We start from the raw sequence: 17,856 nt of genomic DNA on the forward strand, positions 1-17,856 counted from the left end.
AGATGGCAGGTGGAAAACTAGGACCTAGACAGAAAATGATCAACCTGATGTATCTCGTATTTATTGCAATGCTTGCATTAAATATGTCTAAAGAGGTATTATCAGCTTTTGGTCTTTTAAACGAAAAAATAACACAAGCAAATAGCGCATCAGACCAGCGTAATACTGCATTTTTAGCAGGACTTGATGCTAAAGCGTCAGAACAACCGGCAAAATATGCGGTGATTAAAGAAAAAGCGAAGAAAATAAATGTGATGGCTACAGATTTATCGGGTTATATAGACTCGTTAAAATCTGCAATGACAGCCAAAGTTGAAGATCCTAAAGATTATGAGGCTCAGGATAAGCCTGATTTTCTTGATCAAACATTCTTTAGCGGTGATAACTTATCTAAAGATGGAAAGTTGTTTAAATCAAAAGTTGAGAACTTTAGAGATGAAGTAGTAGCTTTAATTGGTGACAGCTATCCTAATATCGCGTCAGATATAAAGCAGAAGTTTGATACTTCGCCTGTAGAAAATCGCGATGGTAAGAAAATAGAGTGGTTAAGCTACAATTTTGAAGGGTTCCCAATGATAGCATCAACTACAAAGTTGACGCAGATGCAGGCAGATATAAAGACTACGCAAAGTGAGCTTCTTTCTGCTATGTTAGCTGGTGAGCAAGCTCAACAATTATCTATGAGCAATTACCAGGCTATTGTTGTGCCAGATAAGAGTGCATTTTTCTCTGGAGAATCATTTAAAGGTAAGGTAATTCTTGGTCGTTATGATAATACTTTAAACTTTGACAAGGTGGTGATAAATGGTAAACAGCTTAAGCAGACTTCTGCCGGGCAGGTTTTACTCGATTTTCCCGCCGGTAATGTAGGAGAGCAGAGCATTAAAGGTGAACTTCAGTTTAAAGAAGGAGATTCTATTGTAACGATACCTATTAATGATTCATATGCTGTAATAAACCGCCCTAATTCTGCTACTATTTCAGCAGATAAAATGAACGTGGTTTATCGCGGTGTTGCAAACCCAATGACCATTAGCTTCGCTGGTGTGGCAGATAATAATGTATCTGCAAGCGCACCGGGTCTTAATAAAGCAAGTGGTAGTAGCTATGTGATGACCCCAGGTAATGGGCGTGAAGTTACCATAAATGTAAATGGTACTCTGGCAGATGGTTCTAAGGTAAGTGATTCTAAGCAGTTTAGAATAAAAGATATACCAAGACCTACAGGAACTGTACGTGGTGAATCTGATATAATAAAAATGCAAAGAAATGCGTTAGAGATATCATCTGTAGGTGCTTCTTTGCCAGATTTTGATTTTGACCTTAATTTAAAGGTTACAGGATTTAAATTTAATGTACCGGGGCAGCCAACTGTTCAGGTAAATGGAGACAGACTAGATGCGCGCGCTAAGGCAGTATTAAAAAGAGCCCAACGTGGTGAAACGGTGCAGATATTTGATATAAATGCTCAAATTGCAGGAAATAGTTCTTATAAATTGAAAAAAGTATCTCCTGTTTTAATAGAACTTACAAATTAAAGTATAACTGACATGAGTTTGAAAAATTCATTTTTAGTGGTTTGCATGACGATATTGGTTGCATCATCTTATGGGCAGAACAATATTCTGAATGCGACAGACCCAGATGAGATGTTTATCAAGACAGATGAACAAATAGAGCTCGACAATGACAAGCCGTTAGAATATGGTTATGTTGACAGTCGCGATGTTCTCTGGGGAAAAAATGTATGGGAGGTCGTTGATCTTGATGAGCGCGTTAATTTCCCGCTATATTACCCAACAGATTCAAATAATATTGGTTCAGACAGAAGGTCTCTTTATGATGTTCTTGTGACTAATGTTAAGAAGGGTAAAATAGATATTTATTCAGACTCGTACTTTAATGATAAGATTCAGTTAGGAGACATTTCTGCGGCAATGTCTAAGGTAGATACTACAGATCTAGGATATGAGCAGTACAACGCCGGTGAGCAAATTGATCAACAGTTTATAAACAGACGTGATATTACTGCTGCAGATATTGAGCAATACTGGATACGCGGTTATTGGTACTTTGACAAACGTCAGGGTGAATTGAAGTATAGACTTATAGGTCTTGCTCCAGTTGCTCCAGATGTTAACTTTATAGATGATGATGAGCCAGTGCTTGTCCCTCTGTTTTGGGTTTGGTTTCCAGGCGCACGTGAGGTATTGCATGAAGCACAAGTATTTAATCCACAAAACTCAGCTCAGCCATTATCATTTGATCATTTGCTTAATTCGCGAAGGTTTAACGGTGTAATTTACAGAGTAGATAACATTCAGGGTGATCGTGAAGTTAAAGAGTATGTGGCAGACAATGCACTTATGCAGCTGCTGGAGTCTGAGCGCATAAAAGAACAAATACGAAACTTTGAATCTGATATGTGGAATTACTAATTTTCACAAAACTTATTGCTAAAACGCCTTTCTTTATGAGAGGCGTTTTTTTATACCTTATTTTTGAGCGATGAAAAAAGTTGATTACATAATCGTTGGTCTGGGTCTCGCAGGCATGGCATTTTGTGAGCAGTTAGAGGCTCACAATAAAACCTTTGTAGTTTTTCATAATAATGAAAAAGGTGCCAGCAGGGTTGCAGGTGGTTTGTATAATCCTGTGATTCTTAAACGTTATTCTTTGCCTTGGCAAGGAGTTGAGCAGTTTGATCTGGCTATTCCTTATTTTAAAGAGCTTTGTAAAAAATTGGGAGTAGAAGCAGTGCAGTCTATGCCTGTAAAGAAAATATTCTCTTCTGCAGAAGATCAAAATAATTGGTTTGAAGCTTCAGATAAGCCGGGTTTAGATCGGTTTATTCGGCCAAATGTTACACGTAATGATAATAACGCCATTAATGCTCCTTTTAACCTGGGCGAGGTAAATGAAACAGGAAAAATAGATATTAAGCGACTCTTAAATTCTTATTCTGAATATCTTAAAAGTAAATCTGCTTTAAAGGAAGAAGAATTTGATTACGAAAAAATTCAGTTTCAAACAAATTGCATTCAATATAGTGATATAGAAGCGAGATTTATTGTCTTTGCTGAAGGTTACGGAGTATGTAAAAATCCATTTTTCAAAGCGTTGCCGCTGGTAGGCAATAAAGGTGAATATATTACTATAAAATCGCCCAAATTGGGGTTGAAATCGGCTTTAAAGTCGTCGTTTTTTATAATTCCGCTGGGTGATGATCTGTATAAAGTGGGTGCTACCTTTAACTGGAAAGATAAAGACACGCAACCTTCAGTTTCCGCTCAAGGCGAAATCGTAGAAAAATTAAAAAAAGTGATCAACTGTGATTTTGAGATTGTAGATCAGGAGGCGGGTATACGACCTACCACAGGCGATCGCAGACCTTTATTGGGAGTTCACCCTAAATATGACAGACTCGTTATTTTAAATGGTTTAGGAACGCGCGGAATTATGATGTCTCCTTTTCTGGCTAAAATGCTTTATGAGCATCTCGAGGAGGGCAAAGATCTATTTGAGGATGTAAATATAAATCGCTTTAAAAAGAAATTGCTTTAGGCTTTCTTAGCCTTTTCTTTATCGTAACTCATAAAGAAATTGATCCAGATGTTTCTGGAAAGCCTCAGGATTACAGGAAAAAACAGGACTAAAGTGCCAGTTATCGCAAAAAAAGAGGTCAATAATCCGCCGTTGAGAAAGAAGTGGGCTATTACAAATGCGGCAACAGCAAAAGCGATACCTAAGCCATAACTCACATACATGGCGCCGTAAAAAAAGGAAGGTTCTATTTTAAATTTTGTGCCGCAAAAAGAACAACGCTCGTGCATGTCCTGTACTTTGCTCAGGTGGTAAGGATTAGAGTCAATGTACATTTCGCCTTCATGGCAAACGGGACATTTACCGGTTAAAATGCTGTATAATTTGTTTCCTTTTAAGACTTTGAGCATAGCGTTGAATTACTGAACAAATTTAGGCATCTTTGCAGAAAATTTGGTTAGCCACAGGCAGTTATTTCTAGGTGCCGCATTTAACTACTAATATTAAAAAGAATACATGTTAAATATTCATAATCTATCTGTTTCCTTCCAGGGTGAGTACCTGTTTAACGAAGTTACTTTTCGCTTAGGCGAAGGAGATAGAGTGGGACTAGTTGGGAAGAACGGAGCCGGTAAATCTACCATGCTGCGTATAATCTCTGGTGAGCAGGAATACGATACAGGACAGATAGCTATGGATAAGGAAGTGCAAATAGGCTTTCTTAAACAGGATATTGACTTTATACCCGGTCGCACAGTTCTGGAAGAATCTTTTCAGGCCTTTGAAACAATTAAAAAGCTGGAGAGCAGGCTTGATGAGATCAATCATCAACTAGTGACGCGTACAGATTATGAAAGTGAAGGCTATCATGATCTCATGGTAGAGCTTAATGATGTACAGCATCAGTATGAGATACATGGTGGTTATAATTATAAAGGTGAGACTGAGCGTATCTTGATGGGGCTTGGTTTTAGCAGGGAAGATTTTGACCGATTAACAGATACTTTTTCCGGTGGGTGGAGAATGCGTATAGAATTGGCAAAATTGTTACTTCAGAATAATGATGTTCTGCTTCTCGATGAGCCTACAAACCACCTTGATATAGAATCTATAATCTGGCTTGAAAATTTCTTAAAAGCCTATTTAGGAGCTGTGGTTATTGTTTCTCACGATAAAATGTTTCTCGATAATGTAACAAACAGGACTATAGAGATTTCTCTGGGAAGAATCTATGACTACCCAAAACCTTATTCTCAGTATCTTATTCTAAGAGAGGAATTGCGAGAGCAGCAGCTTGCCACGCAGAAAAATCAACAGAAGGAGATCGAGCATACAGAAAAGCTGATTGAAAAGTTTAGAGCTAAAGCATCTAAAGCCACTATGGCTCAATCACTGATCAAGAAATTAAATCGCATGGACCGTATCGAGGTCGATGAAGATGATAACAGTGTTATGACGCTTAATTTTCCGGTTTCAGTAGTTCCCGGGAAAGTGGTTGTAGAAGCAGAGCATATTTCAAAGAGTTATGAAGAGAAAAATGTTCTCAAGAATATAAGCCTGCATGTTGAGCGCTCAAGTAAGATCGCATTTGTAGGACAGAATGGGCAGGGAAAATCTACACTTGCTAAGATTATTGTAGATGAGATAGATCATTCAGGACATTTAAAACTAGGGCATAACGTACAAATAGGATATTTTGCCCAGAATCAGGCAGATCATTTAGATGGTAGTAAAACCGTTCTTGATACAATGATAGATGCCGCAAATGAAAAAAACCGAAGCAAAGTTCGTGATATTCTGGGTGCATTTCTTTTTAGAGGTGAAGAAGCAGATAAATATGTGCGTGTGCTTTCTGGAGGTGAGCGTAACAGGCTTGCTTTAGCAAAACTGATGTTGCAGCCTTTTAATGTTCTGGTGATGGATGAGCCTACAAACCACCTGGATATTAAGTCTAAAAATGTGCTTAAAGACGCTTTAAAACGTTTTGAAGGAACTTTGATACTAGTTTCTCACGACAGGGATTTTCTACAGGGATTAACAAATAAGGTTTACGAGTTTAAAGATCACAAGCTTAAAGAATATTTAGGTGATATAGATTTTTATCTTGAGCAAAGAGAAGTTACGAGTCTTAGAGAAGTAGAGAAGCGAGATGATGTAAAAGCCCAAAAAGTAAGTGCTGCCCCAGAAACAAAAGCTTCTTACAAAGATCAAAAGAAACTTAAAGCTCTTACCAATAAACTCAGTAATTTAGAATCTGAAATTAATAAACTGGAACGCGAAATTAAACAGATTGACAAAGAGCTGGCAGAGAATTATAACAAAGCGATAGCCAAGCCTAATTTCTTTGAAGTTTATCAAAATAAAAAGAAAAAGCTTGAAGAGAAAATGACAAGTTGGGGCAAAGTTTCAGAGGAAATCGATCAATACGCTTAATAACAATTAATTCCGCTTTTATTTTAGTATTTCTTTAACATCAGCCCACATAAGGCATTGATATTTTTGTGTCTCATCAATCCCCACCTGGAGCAAAAATATACCTATGCGTAAAATTATACTTTCAGGGCTTGGCGTTTTAATTTTGGCTGGAGCTATATTTCTGGCTATATATCTTAAAGATAATAAAGCAGAACCTGAAGCCCGAATTGAGAAAGTAGTAAAGACTGTCTTTGTAGATACAATACAAAATAGTACAATACCTATTGTTATACCCGCAAACGGAAGTCTGGCTGCAAAGAACAGATTAGAGTTGTTTGCAGAAGTGCAAGGTGTTTTTCGCAGTAGCGCTCATGATTTTAAACCGGGTCAAACATATAGAAGAGGAGAAACTCTTTTAAATATTGATTCATCTGAGTATTACTCTTCTGTACAGGCGGCAAAAAGTGAGTTATATAATCTGGTAACTTCTATAATGCCCGATCTCAGGCTTGATTATCCTGATATTTATCCTAAGTGGCAAAAATATCTTTCAAATTTTGATATTAACAAGGGAACCCCTGAACTTCCAAAAATTGATAATGAACAGGAAGGATATTTTATTACAGGGCGTGGTGTTTTCTCGTCCTACTACAATGTCAAAAACCTTGAACAACGCTTGGGGAAGTATAGAATTTATGCACCTTTTACAGGAATACTTACAGAATCATTAGTTACAAAAGGAACTCTGGTACGTCCAGGTCAAAAATTAGGAGAATTTATAGATCCGTCAGTTTATGAACTAGAGGTGGCGGTGAGTAAAACTTTTAGTGATTTACTTGAAATAGGTGAAAAAGTGGAGCTTGCAGATCTTAACGGCACCCATTCTTATACAGGAACGGTAAGTAGAATTAACGGAAGAGTAAATCAGGCAACCCAAACTATCAAGGTGTTTGTAGAAGTTACCGGGGATAACCTAAAAGAAGGTATGTATCTTGAAGCACAGCTTGAAGCGAAAGAAGAAAGTGATGCAATAAAAATACCTCGTAAACTTCTAGTAGACAATTCTCAAATTTTCATTGTAAGAGATAGTATTTTAGATCTGGTAGATGTAGATCCCGTTTATTTTTCAGATAAGGATGTCGTTTTAAAAGGTATACCTGATGGTACGCGTATACTTTCCCGCAATGTTCCTGGTGCTTATGCTGGTATGCAGGTTAAAGTTTATAGGGAAGAGAGCTCATCAAATTCGGCAGCAGGTTCTTCACAAGCAGTAGATTAAGCTATGCGAAAAATTATAAGTTATTTTATTAAATATGAAGTCGCGGTAAATGTCGTGATCTTTGCATTTATAATTTTTGGTGTAGTTGGGATTTTTAGAATGAAATCCTCATTTTTTCCTTTAGTAGATTCTCAGATAATCACAATAAATGTCGCTTATCCCGGTGCTGCGCCGCAGGAAATAGAAGAGGGTGTCGTCCTCAAAATAGAGGACAATCTCAAAGGATTAGTTGGGATAGACAGAGTGACCTCAACTTCTCGTGAAAATGGTGGAAACATAACCATTGAGATCGATCAGGATGAGGATATTGATGTCATTCTTGCCGAAGTGAAAAATGCAGTTGACCGCGTTCCCAGTTTTCCTACGGGGATGGAACCATTAGTTGTAGCGAAACAAGAGGCAATAAGACAAACGATAAGTTTTGCGGTAAGTGGTGAATCTATAGACCTTGCAACACTTAAACAAATAGCGCGAAGTATTGAGTATGACCTACGGGCGATGGATGGGATTTCACAAATTGAGATCTCGGGATATCCTGCTGAGGAAATAGAAATTGCCGTTCGCGAAAATGATCTGCTCGCATATGGACTTTCTTTTGAGGAAGTGGCGCAAGCAGTATCTCAGGCCAATATTCTCACTACAGGTGGAAATATAAAAACAGAAGCAGAAGATTATCTTATACGTGCAAATAATCGCTCTTACTATGGTGATGAGCTTACCAATCTTGTGGTAAGGGCCAATAGCGATGGTACAGTAGTGCGATTAAAAGATGTTGCAGTAATACGCGATAGATTTGAAGAAACGCCTAATGCTTCCTATTTTAATGGAAACCTTGCTGTTAATGTTGAGATAAGTAATACAAATAATGAAGATTTATTACCTACTGCAGAAAAGGTAAATAATTATATAGATGACTTTAACGCAAAATACTCTGCTGTTCATCTTGACGTGGTTTCAGATTCATCTGTAAGACTTCATCAACGCACACAATTATTAATAGAAAATGGAGCAGCAGGAATTCTCCTTGTACTTCTGTTTCTGTCATTTTTTCTAAATACCCGACTTGCATTTTGGGTGGCCTGCGGTATTCCCGTGGCTTTCTTAGGAATGTTCATTTTTGCGGCTCAATTTAATGTTACCATTAATGTACTTTCCCTCTTTGGAATGATCATAGTTATAGGTATTCTAGTAGATGATGGTATAGTAATTTCAGAAAACATATATCAACATTATGAGGAGGGTAAAACTCCTATTAAAGCAGCTATAGATGGTACTATGGAAGTGCTTCCACCTATTGTTTCTGCAATTATTACAACCGTTCTGGCTTTTTCTACATTTCTTTTTCTTGATAGTAGAATAGGAGAGTTCTTTAGTGAGGTGGCTACGGTTGTTATTCTTACCCTTGTGGTCTCACTAGTTGAGGCTTTAATAATTTTACCTGCTCATATAGCCCATTCTAAAGCGTTAATCAAGGAGACAGATGAGCAAAAAGCTTCTAAAAAAGGACTGGATAAATTCTTTTATAAACTGCGTTTTTTTAATGAAAAGGGAGATCAGTTTATGCAATATTTACGCGATAAGCTTTACGCCCCTACTTTAAAATTTGTACTTCAGCAAAGGTTTTTGTCTTTTGCCATTATCGCAGCATTACTTATTGTGACAATAGGAGCTATAGCCGGGGGGATTGTACGGGTCACACTTTTCCCTAGTATAGCGAGTGATAGAGTTTCTATTGATCTGCTTATGCCAGAGGGAACAAATCCTAAAATAACAGACAGTATAATCACCATGGTAGAAGAGGCTGCATGGCGTGTAAATGATGATTACACAGACAGACAGACAGATAACATGCAAGTGGTAGAAAATGTGATTAAGCGCGTAGGGCCTGGTAATAATAAAGCATCGTTGCAGGTAAATTTACTTCCGGGAGAGCTTAGGGATTTTGCATCGCCAGATATTACAAACTCCATACGTGATGAAGTAGGTGAGGTTTTTGGTGTGGAAAGACTCACTTTTGGCTCCGGAGGAAATTTTGGCGGAAGCCCAGTTTCTATTTCTCTTTTAGGAAATAATACAGAAGAGCTTGAAGCTGCAAAACAAGAGTTACGAGCGGTGCTAGAAGAAAATCCTTTGCTGCGTGATGTGGTTGATACAGACCCAGAAGGAATCAAGGAAATTAAAATTCGTCTTAACGAAAGCGCTTATGCATTGGGATTAAATCTTAGTAGTGTTATGCGGCAGGTACGCTCAGGATTTTTTGGTACTCAGGCCCAACGTTTTCAGAGAGGGCAGGACGAGATACGAGTTTGGGTGAGATATGACAGGGATAATCGCAGTTCTATAAACGATCTTGATGAGATGCGCATACTAACACCAAGCGGTGAACGTGTGCCCTTTGGCGAAATAGCAAGTTATGATATTGCCCGTGGTGATGAGTCTATAAGTCATCTTGAAGGACAGCGCGAAATTCAGGTAAATGCAGATATGGAAGATCCTAACGGAAGCGCTACAGATATACTTGCTGATGTACGGGCAAATGTGATGCCGTCTATTCTTTCAAAATATCCCACGGTTTCCGTTTCTTATGAAGGTCAAAATCGTGAGGCCGAAAAACTCAGTGATTCTGCAAACAAAGTGATTTGGGTTATTCTCTTTTTAATTTATGCGACTATCGCATTTACGTTCCGTAGTTATAGTCAGCCATTTTTATTGTTGTTGATGATTCCTTTTAGTGTAATAGGCGTTGCCTGGGGTCACTTTATTCATGGGTTTCCTATAAATGTACTTTCTGCTTTAGGTATAATTGCCTTAATAGGAATAATGGTTAACGATGGTCTGGTACTTATAGGTAAGTTTAATAGTTATCTTAAAGACGGTGTCAAATTTGATGAGGCTCTGTATATGGCCGGAAAATCGAGGTTTAGAGCCATATTTTTAACCTCTTTGACGACGATTGCAGGTTTAGCGCCTTTGTTAATGGAAAAGAGCAGACAGGCTCAATTTTAAAACCAATGGCTATTTCTATATCATATGGCATTGCCATCGCAACATTACTTACACTGCTCATGCTACCCCTTTTACTATCAATAACAAATAGTGCAAAAACACGTATTAAATGGTTGCGTACAGGTAAAGAAGTTTCAAAAGAAGAAGTTGAGCGTGCGATTAAAGAACAAAAGGAAGAAAACGAGGATGATGAAGCCGCTTAAAACAATTTACCCCTACATATTAACTGTAATTATTTTGTTTCTTTCGTCATCAGGAATGGCGCAAGACCAGCAAGATCAACTGTCAAAAGCCGAAGCGATACAGTTAACCTTAGAAAACAACTACGGGATTGAAGTCGCAAATAATAATCTGGCAATTGCAGAAAACAATGCAAGTCTTTTAAATTCAGGATATCTGCCAGCTGTTTACGCTCTTGCGGGTATGAATTATCAAATACAGGATTCTGAGACAGATCGTGATGATGGTAACTCGTTTGAATTGAATAATGCAGAATCTGATAATTACAATGCTTCTGTAAACCTTGATTACATCCTATTTGATGGCTTGGGAAGATATTATAATTACCAGCGTCTTAAAGAAGCTAGAAATCTATCTCAACTTGATGCAAGACAAACCATTGAAAACACAATTTTACAGCTATTTTCTGTGTATTATGAAGTGGCAAGACTGACTGAAAATGTTGAAATTCTTGAGGAAACTTTGCGTATCTCTAAAGACAGAGTTTTAAGAGCTAATTATCAATTTGATTATGGCCAGAATACAAAACTAGAAGTTTTAAATGCAGAGGTAGACGTTACTAATGATAGTATCAACCTGATGAATAACAGGCAGCAGCTTCTCAATACAAAACGTGATCTTAATGTAGTGATGGCGCGTAATCTTGGGACAGATTTTGTGGTAGATACCCTTGTTGCTTTTACACCAAGTATAAAACTACAAACATACACAGATAGTGCGCTAGACAACAATGTGAGAATTATGCAAAGTGAATCAAATATTGAATTAAGTGAGTACGATATTAAGACCACACGTGCAGACTATCTTCCCACTGTGGGGCTTACCGGTTCCTATGGTTGGAATAAAAATAACAGTCCGGCAAGTGCATTTTTTACAGGGAGCACTCAAAAAGGCACAGCTTTAGGAGCAGGTTTAAATCTCACCTGGAACTTATTTAATGGGGGAGCTACAACAGTGAGGTATCGCAATGCTAAGATTGCTCGAGATAATCAGGAATTACTTAAAGAACAAATAAAACTGGAAGTTGAGCGTGACATTGAAAATGCAAGAGGAGATTATGAAAATTTGTTACAGGTTTATGAGATTCAGGAACAAAACGTAATTACAAATCAAAATAATTTTGAACGGTCACGCGAGCGCTTTAATATTGGTCTTATAACATCTATTGAGTTTAGGCAGGCACAAATAAACCTGCTTAACGCAGAAACGAATAAGAACCTTGCAAAGTACGAGGCTAAGTATGCAGAATTGCAATTGTTACAATTAATTGGTCAATTACTCAATGTTGATTTTTAAATGTTAGAACATTTCTTTCAATGCCCATATTGTTGGGAAGACATCTCTATGCTTCTCGATCCCTCAATTTCTACCACATATATAGAAGACTGTGAGGTTTGTTGCAACCCTATTGAGGTCGCAGTGTCTTTTGAGGATGGTGAATTAACTGAATTCCAAGTGTCTAATATTGAGCAGTAGTTTTAAGTCTATTGATATTAGCAGTTATTCCGTATATTCGCCAACTTTATTTATAGTGTAAATGGCCCTCGAGAAGTTTGAGTTTGCAGAACAAGTACTAGGATTTATTATTTCTGAAAAGATAGATAGTAAAACAGTGCATAGTATTCATATGACTATAAATGAGGCGCTTTTAAAATATGAAAGCATAAGTTTATATGTAGAAGATACCACTACGGGAGCGGTAGATTTTAATGCAATAAGGAAGGATTTTACATATAGAATTCAAAATAATAGCCGCTATAGCAGAATAGCTATAGTCTCAGATAAAAGCATACTATCGTTCTATACACGATTTAAAGCTTTGTTCATGAAAGCAGAGATGCGACACTTTTCCCTTAAAAACAGAATGGAAGCTCTTAACTGGGTTTCTGCAATTTATACGAGTATTTAATAAAAAATCAAACCAAATTTTTTATGAGAAAATTTGAATTTGCAGACCACGTAGTTGGTTTTATTGTTGATTCTAACATTGATGTAGAACTTGTTGAAAACGTAAAAGATCAGGTTGACGCCCTTCTTGACAAGCATAAAAAAATATCACTTTATTTTGAAGATAATTCCCCAAACCCTCTGGATATAGGCGCCGCTTTTAGCGATTTGTCTTATGAAATTGATCAAAGAAAGCGCTTCAATAGAATTGCTTTGGTTTCAGATAAATCTATAATGTACTTTTATTCAAAAGTCAAATCAATGTTTATGACTGCAGAAGTAAGATCTTTTAAGCATAAGGATAGGCTTGATGCTCTTAATTGGGTTTCTAACGACGTTTAGGAGGATTCTCCATCGCCGGTTAGTACAGATAATAATCCTTGTTTTACATTTAACCATAGGTAATTAAAAATAGACTTAGAGGTGTCTCTTTCTGCTGTGCCCTCCCCGGATCTAAAAGAATCACTGCCCTTTTCTTCACTGTCTTTAGAAACAAAAAGATTTGCCAGTGTTGAAATAAGCCATTTTTTCTTCTCTTTTTTGTCATTGAGAACAGCTATTTTGAAGTCGTCATAATTCATTTTCATATTAATATGCGAAGAAGTGTTATCACCAGAAATATCAAAATATGCTTTATGCAAAGCTCCTGTAAGTTTAACATTAAGATTAGGTTCTGTAAAGCTGTTTAAAGCTGTTACGGGTAATTCACCTACATCTGCCTTAAATCTAAATTGGTCATTTTTATTCTGAACATCAAAAGACCAATCTACCTCTATTGGGCTTTTCTCCATAAATAAAGCATTTACTTGTATTGATGTCATTTTTTCGCCCAGAGCGTAAGTATTCCCCAGATTTTTTATTGTGGCTTGTAAATTTTTAAATGAGAGCTTCCCTGCCTGATTATCAGCTTTTACCTTTTCTTCATATTCTATAGATGCACCCTTTATCTGGGCATTATCTATCATGAGCTCAAACGGTAAATCTCTTAATGATTTGCTGTAAAGCGGTTTAAAAGTTGGATCATCTGCAACAAGCTTATCGCGAAATATTTTAAACTGCGGTTGTGTAATATCCATTTGAGATGCCTGTGCAGAAACTGTACTGTTTTCAGCTTTTATATTGAAACTCTTAAAGGCTATTTTGGGAATATTAAGATCAACATGGTCGCGCTCTTTTGATATTTGTTGAGACAGTTCTATCTGGCTGTAGCGTGTTTTTATTTGTGTATTATTTAAGATCAATGTAGAATCATCTAGGCTGAACTTATCAACGTATAAATTGTCATAGGCATTTAACCTGTAAAAAATAGAGTCTGATTCTATGTGAATACTGCTGTAATCAAATGGAATCTGTTGTTTGAGTTTTTCTTTATTTGTTTCTATATTTTCAATAGAAATTACCGTTTGTGGCATGTTGATTAACAGCGAATCTGCGCCGTTTTTGAGCACTTTTAGGGAGGTTTTTGCCAGTTTTAGGCGATTTATTTGAATACTCTTTTTGAACTTGCTATCATTGTTATTTTGAGATACTTGGTTGGTATCTTTCTTTTTTTGTTGGTGATAAATAACTGAAGATTCTCCTAATTCTATAAGCTCAAAATGAATTTTATCTTTTGTAAAATAATCCCAATAGTCAAGATCTTTTAATTTTAGCTCCTGTGTTTTGATTTGTGCCTTAGAGATAGAATCTTCAGGATTTTTTAAGTTTAACTGTATATTATCTACTGTTACCGTTCCTTCCCAGGAGTGCACATCGATGTTGTCGTAATTTAATGTCATGTCTTCAGGCAGGCCAGACGACAAAAATGATTCTATTTTGTTTTTGAAATAGTAATTGAGGGCAATTGTGCCTATTACAAATACCGAAATAAGGATTAAAATAGTAATAAATAATTTTCTCATAGATTTAAAGATACCTATAAGCCAAAGCTTTACTGTTATGGAAAATATAATATTTTAAGGCCGCTAAAAATTTTTACGAAAGTGTTTTGTGTAGTCGTAAAAAGCGTTGTATATTTGCCATCCCAATCAAAGGAAAGGGAATTGTTTTTTGTTAGCGTAATGACCTAAAGGTGCAAACCAAGTAAAAAACAGCGCATATATCGCGGGATAGAGCAGTAGGTAGCTCGTCGGGCTCATAACCCGAAGGTCACTGGTTCGAGTCCAGTTCCCGCTACTAGCAAAATCAAGCCCTCACAGCAATGTGTGGGCTTTTTTTTTGGCAATGGGTACAACATAGGTACAACATTTTGATGTTTTCCTTTAAAGAATATTCTTTGATATATATTGGCATCATTTGCTATTATATTTTATTTTTATATCATTTCACTCTAAACCTTTGGTTCTTCTGAAGTGTTGTTGTTTAAATAATTCCAGATCAATCATTAACTGTGGTTGCCCGTATCCCTTTAATTTGTAAACCTTTTTTCGGCAACATTTTTTATATTTATGACCACCACACAAAGGACATTCTTTATTTGGTTGATATTTTATACGGTATAAGGCTGTTTCCAAAATAGCAATGATGTTTTTGAAATCTTTAAGCCCATATTCTTCGCGGTAATATTGGACTATTCCAGCAAAATGATGGTCGTACTCACCGTTGGCATAGTAACCTGTTGATTTCTTGAAATGATAATTAGCAAAAAATGGATAGATAACTTCCCTATAAAACTCTTCAAATAAAATACCCCTCTTTTTTAGTTTCAACAGTTTATGTGGGATGTCCAAACAGCATTCACCATCCTTTGAAATATGAAAATTCCAGTCTCTATTTATGATATTGGTTTTCTCAATTACAACAGGTGTTGTGTGTGGGTATTCACTTTTATTTATTAGAACGAGAATTTCGAAATGTCCCCAAAGTTTATTTCTATCGTCTACAATACTTATTTTACCTTCAAGAGCTAAATATCCAAATTTTGGACTTTGGACTTTTTCGAAGGAAAAATATCTGCTTAGAAAGCTTTCAATATCTTGATTGAGCCTTTTTTTAATCATAATTGAAATAAGGTTTGCTTTTAGAGGCAATAGGGTATAAATCACGGCTATTCTTTTTTGGGTCTGGTAATGCACTTATAGTTAACACCAAAACACCCGTATCGTTTTGGACTGCTAGGTTATTGTCTACTAAATATCGCTCCCAATTAAAATTGTATTGATGGTATCTTCTTCCATCCTCATAATCGTGGATTTCTTTACTTCGCTGCTCAAAATATTTGTCTTTCCTTAGCTGGGTCGTTACATTATGACCCACTACTATTCCGCTGTTTTTAGCATTGCTTTGCATTTTTGGAGCAAGGCTTGTATGCAGACTACAAGTGGTAACTTCACCTGATTCACCGATCCCTGAATAAAACCAATCTACCTGTTTTGAATGACCCAGATCCAGTCCGGCTCTTGTGTGAATATCCTGAACACCATTATCCTCAAAAAAGTCTTTTAGGTCATTTTTAACGAAGTAAGATATCATTGAAAAGGATTTTAAAGCATCCTCAACTGCTTTCAGTTTTTCGATGTTTTTTCCACCGAAGTATACCATTAAGCCGTCACCCTGTATACGATGTACGTAACCGCCACAAAGATTTACCGCAAATATTGAAGCCCGGATGATACTTTCTGTTATTAACCGTACCGTACCTTTTGTAAAATTATTAAAAAGCCTTGTACTTTTCTTCACATCTATGAATCCTGATATTATCCAATGCTCTTCAACCAAGTCTGTGCCTTTTAAGCGTGCAAAATCTGGATGGCTCCCCAATGGTTGGTAGTCAAAAGTGTCTTGTACACCCATTCCTTTCGCAAATAATTTCATTTCGGGCGATAATTCTCTACCAGGAAGTTCATTTCTTAGCGATTTAAGAAAATCACGGTTGCTTTCGAGAAGCGGTTCACTAAGGCCATAAATTTTGTTTGATTTTGTTGGGTCGTTCTCGACCGCTTTCTTTATTACGTTTTTGTAATTTTCGAATAAGTTCATTTTATGAGGTTATTTTAATTAATATGTAGGTTAAGGGTGCTAATAGCACAAATTGTATGATTAATAAGCCACAAGCCCATTTGAGCTTTTTGAATTTTGATTTCAAACCTTTTGAAAGGATAAAGACTTGATTTCTTAAATCATTTAAATCATCTTTTTTACTTTGATTTTTTGAAAGTTCAAAGAATTCTTCAGGCCTTTTTTGCCCTATGCTAGCGAAATAATACAAAGATTCTATATCGGATTTTGGCGAAAAATAGGGCATACTAGCTAAGGCCAACAGTATTAAGCTAATAACACCAAGAACTATAATAGAAGCCAAAGACAATAACAACCAGTTTTCTTTGTATAAAAGTTTTTGTATTTGAGTTAAGAGCGTAATCGCCCCACCTGTTATAAATGTATTTATGGCGATATATACCGCCGTTTTGTTATTGACGCTATCGTAATAATGGTCTAAGCGGTTTACTGTGTATTCCAATCTTTCTTTTTCCATAGAGTTCAATTTATTAACTAGGCTGATTCCAAAGAGCCAGCCTAGTTGATTACTTGATAGCCTTTGTGATAGCTGTTATAGCTGCCACAAATGTTACCACAGTAAAAATTGTTGAAATAACTCTCGCGCTATTACCATTTAAATGTAGACAAGTGTCCTTTTCGCAAAGACTCAACTTGTCATTCTGAAATGAATAATTCATAATCAAAATTTTAGTTATCCCAAATTCGCAGCAATTGGGTTTCGCTGAAGTGTTACTTACTTTTATCGGTAACACCTTTAAATTTTCCACCGCTGGTCTTTACATCCATAAATCTTCCGGAATCGGAATTTCTTTTAACATAAAGACCAGTTTTAGGGTTTTTGACTTGTGTTCTGCTTTTTATCGCACCGTTTCTGCGATTATCACCACTTATTCCATTTGTTGCCATTTGTATTGTTCTAAAAGTTCTACACTCTTATATGCTTGTGTTTTAATTTTTTTTGCCATCGTTTGGTAAATTTTTACGAAATTGAAGCATATATTTAATGAATGAGGATAGCGACAACTGAAGAAATAATAGAACAGCTTAACGCAATTGACGTAAAAAACCTCTTGAATAGGATGGAACTTTATACTCGTGACCGCTTTTATGACAAGAGTGACAGAAACAAAAAAGGTTTTCAGTTTCAGGACTTCTGTCAGCAAACATTAACAAAAGTCTGCGATGGAACAAGAAAATGGAAACCAGATAACTGCTCTTTTGAAAAATTCCTGTTTTGGGCTTTACAAAGTGATTTAGATAGCTTTTTCAAACAGTTGAAAAGAGCAAGTGATAATTCTGATGAAAATCCACAATCAGAATATATAATCAATATTCCCAATTATTTTGATGAAGAACCCGCAAAAGATTTCAGTTTAGAAAAAATTGATGATGAAGTTAGGCTGCAACAATGAACTAAGCTAAAATCC

General features: G+C 36.4%; 16 protein-coding genes, 1 tRNA gene and 1 pseudogene. 12 read left to right on the plus strand and 6 right to left on the minus strand.

The features are described from left to right. Window positions 1–2 precede the first annotated feature (2 nt). The 3 genes from gldM (at window position 3) to ACH3PA_RS10230 (ending at window position 3,564) form a co-directional block, all read left to right on the plus strand. On the plus strand, window positions 3–1,538 hold the full coding sequence (gene gldM, locus ACH3PA_RS10220; RefSeq protein ID WP_416444533.1) for a gliding motility protein GldM: 1,536 nt from the start codon (window positions 3–5) through the stop codon (window positions 1,536–1,538). A gap of 12 nt (window positions 1,539–1,550) precedes the next feature. Next, on the plus strand, window positions 1,551–2,438 hold the full coding sequence (gene gldN, locus ACH3PA_RS10225) for a gliding motility protein GldN (RefSeq protein WP_416444531.1): 888 nt from the start codon (window positions 1,551–1,553) through the stop codon (window positions 2,436–2,438). Window positions 2,439–2,508: 70 nt separating this feature from the next. Further along, the gene (locus ACH3PA_RS10230) at window positions 2,509–3,564 is read left to right on the plus strand and encodes an NAD(P)/FAD-dependent oxidoreductase (protein ID WP_416444529.1); all 1,056 of its coding nucleotides are present in this window, start codon (window positions 2,509–2,511) and stop codon (window positions 3,562–3,564) included. On the opposite strand, the gene ACH3PA_RS10235 is transcribed toward ACH3PA_RS10230, so the two are convergent. Continuing rightward, window positions 3,561–3,953 carry a DUF983 domain-containing protein gene (locus tag ACH3PA_RS10235; protein WP_416444527.1) on the minus strand — a complete coding sequence of 131 codons (393 nt, stop codon included), beginning with the start codon at window positions 3,951–3,953 and terminating at the stop codon, window positions 3,561–3,563. The genes ACH3PA_RS10230 and ACH3PA_RS10235 overlap by 4 nt on opposite strands. A 106-nt stretch (window positions 3,954–4,059) precedes the next feature. On the opposite strand from ACH3PA_RS10235, the gene ACH3PA_RS10240 reads away from it, so the two are divergent. From ACH3PA_RS10240 to ACH3PA_RS10270, 7 genes and pseudogenes are all read left to right on the plus strand, one after another. Beyond that, window positions 4,060–5,976: an ABC-F family ATP-binding cassette domain-containing protein gene (locus ACH3PA_RS10240; RefSeq protein ID WP_416444525.1), complete on the plus strand. Its 1,917-nt coding sequence runs from the start codon at window positions 4,060–4,062 to the stop codon at window positions 5,974–5,976. Window positions 5,977–6,082: 106 nt separating this feature from the next. Further along, window positions 6,083–7,237, plus strand: coding sequence for an efflux RND transporter periplasmic adaptor subunit (locus ACH3PA_RS10245; RefSeq protein WP_416444523.1), 1,155 nt, complete (start codon window positions 6,083–6,085; stop codon window positions 7,235–7,237). 3 nt (window positions 7,238–7,240) lie between these two features. Beyond that, a pseudogene (locus tag ACH3PA_RS10250) lies at window positions 7,241–10,446 on the plus strand (efflux RND transporter permease subunit). A gap of 34 nt (window positions 10,447–10,480) precedes the next feature. Further along, window positions 10,481–11,779, plus strand: coding sequence for a TolC family protein (locus ACH3PA_RS10255; protein WP_416444521.1), 1,299 nt, complete (start codon window positions 10,481–10,483; stop codon window positions 11,777–11,779). Next, window positions 11,780–11,959, plus strand: coding sequence for a CPXCG motif-containing cysteine-rich protein (locus tag ACH3PA_RS10260; protein WP_416444519.1), 180 nt, complete (start codon window positions 11,780–11,782; stop codon window positions 11,957–11,959). Window positions 11,960–12,020: 61 nt separating this feature from the next. Next, on the plus strand, window positions 12,021–12,392 hold the full coding sequence (locus tag ACH3PA_RS10265) for an STAS/SEC14 domain-containing protein (protein ID WP_416444517.1): 372 nt from the start codon (window positions 12,021–12,023) through the stop codon (window positions 12,390–12,392). A gap of 23 nt (window positions 12,393–12,415) precedes the next feature. Further along, the gene (locus ACH3PA_RS10270; RefSeq protein ID WP_416444515.1) at window positions 12,416–12,772 is read left to right on the plus strand and encodes an STAS/SEC14 domain-containing protein; all 357 of its coding nucleotides are present in this window, start codon (window positions 12,416–12,418) and stop codon (window positions 12,770–12,772) included. Here the strand turns inward: ACH3PA_RS10270 and ACH3PA_RS10275 are convergent. Beyond that, the gene (locus ACH3PA_RS10275; protein ID WP_416444513.1) at window positions 12,769–14,331 is read right to left on the minus strand and encodes a hypothetical protein; all 1,563 of its coding nucleotides are present in this window, start codon (window positions 14,329–14,331) and stop codon (window positions 12,769–12,771) included. The two genes, ACH3PA_RS10270 and ACH3PA_RS10275, sit on opposite strands and share 4 nt — an antisense overlap. Window positions 14,332–14,532: 201 nt before the next feature. Between ACH3PA_RS10275 and ACH3PA_RS10280 the strand changes: the two genes are divergently transcribed. Then, window positions 14,533–14,605: transfer RNA gene (locus tag ACH3PA_RS10280), tRNA-Met, on the plus strand. Window positions 14,606–14,754: 149 nt separating this feature from the next. On the opposite strand, the gene ACH3PA_RS10285 is transcribed toward ACH3PA_RS10280, so the two are convergent. From ACH3PA_RS10285 to ACH3PA_RS10300, 4 genes are all read right to left on the minus strand, one after another. Beyond that, window positions 14,755–15,429, minus strand: a complete 675-nt coding sequence (locus tag ACH3PA_RS10285) for a hypothetical protein (RefSeq protein WP_073100643.1) — start codon at window positions 15,427–15,429, stop codon at window positions 14,755–14,757. Further along, on the minus strand, window positions 15,422–16,408 hold the full coding sequence (locus ACH3PA_RS10290; protein WP_073100642.1) for an adenylate/guanylate cyclase domain-containing protein: 987 nt from the start codon (window positions 16,406–16,408) through the stop codon (window positions 15,422–15,424). The genes ACH3PA_RS10285 and ACH3PA_RS10290 overlap by 8 nt, the downstream gene beginning before the upstream one ends. Before the next feature lies 1 nt (window position 16,409). Next, entirely contained in the window at window positions 16,410–16,904 is a 495-nt protein-coding gene (locus ACH3PA_RS10295; RefSeq protein WP_073100641.1) for a Pycsar system effector family protein, read from the minus strand. Window positions 16,905–17,158: 254 nt separating this feature from the next. Further along, window positions 17,159–17,335 carry a hypothetical protein gene (locus tag ACH3PA_RS10300; RefSeq protein ID WP_164917882.1) on the minus strand — a complete coding sequence of 59 codons (177 nt, stop codon included), beginning with the start codon at window positions 17,333–17,335 and terminating at the stop codon, window positions 17,159–17,161. Between the two features lie 101 nt (window positions 17,336–17,436). On the opposite strand from ACH3PA_RS10300, the gene ACH3PA_RS10305 reads away from it, so the two are divergent. After that, window positions 17,437–17,841, plus strand: coding sequence for a hypothetical protein (locus ACH3PA_RS10305; protein ID WP_416448147.1), 405 nt, complete (start codon window positions 17,437–17,439; stop codon window positions 17,839–17,841). Window positions 17,842–17,856 lie beyond the last annotated feature (15 nt).

This window comes from Leeuwenhoekiella sp. A2 (assembly GCF_047946655.1).
GTDB lineage: Bacteria > Bacteroidota > Bacteroidia > Flavobacteriales > Flavobacteriaceae > Leeuwenhoekiella.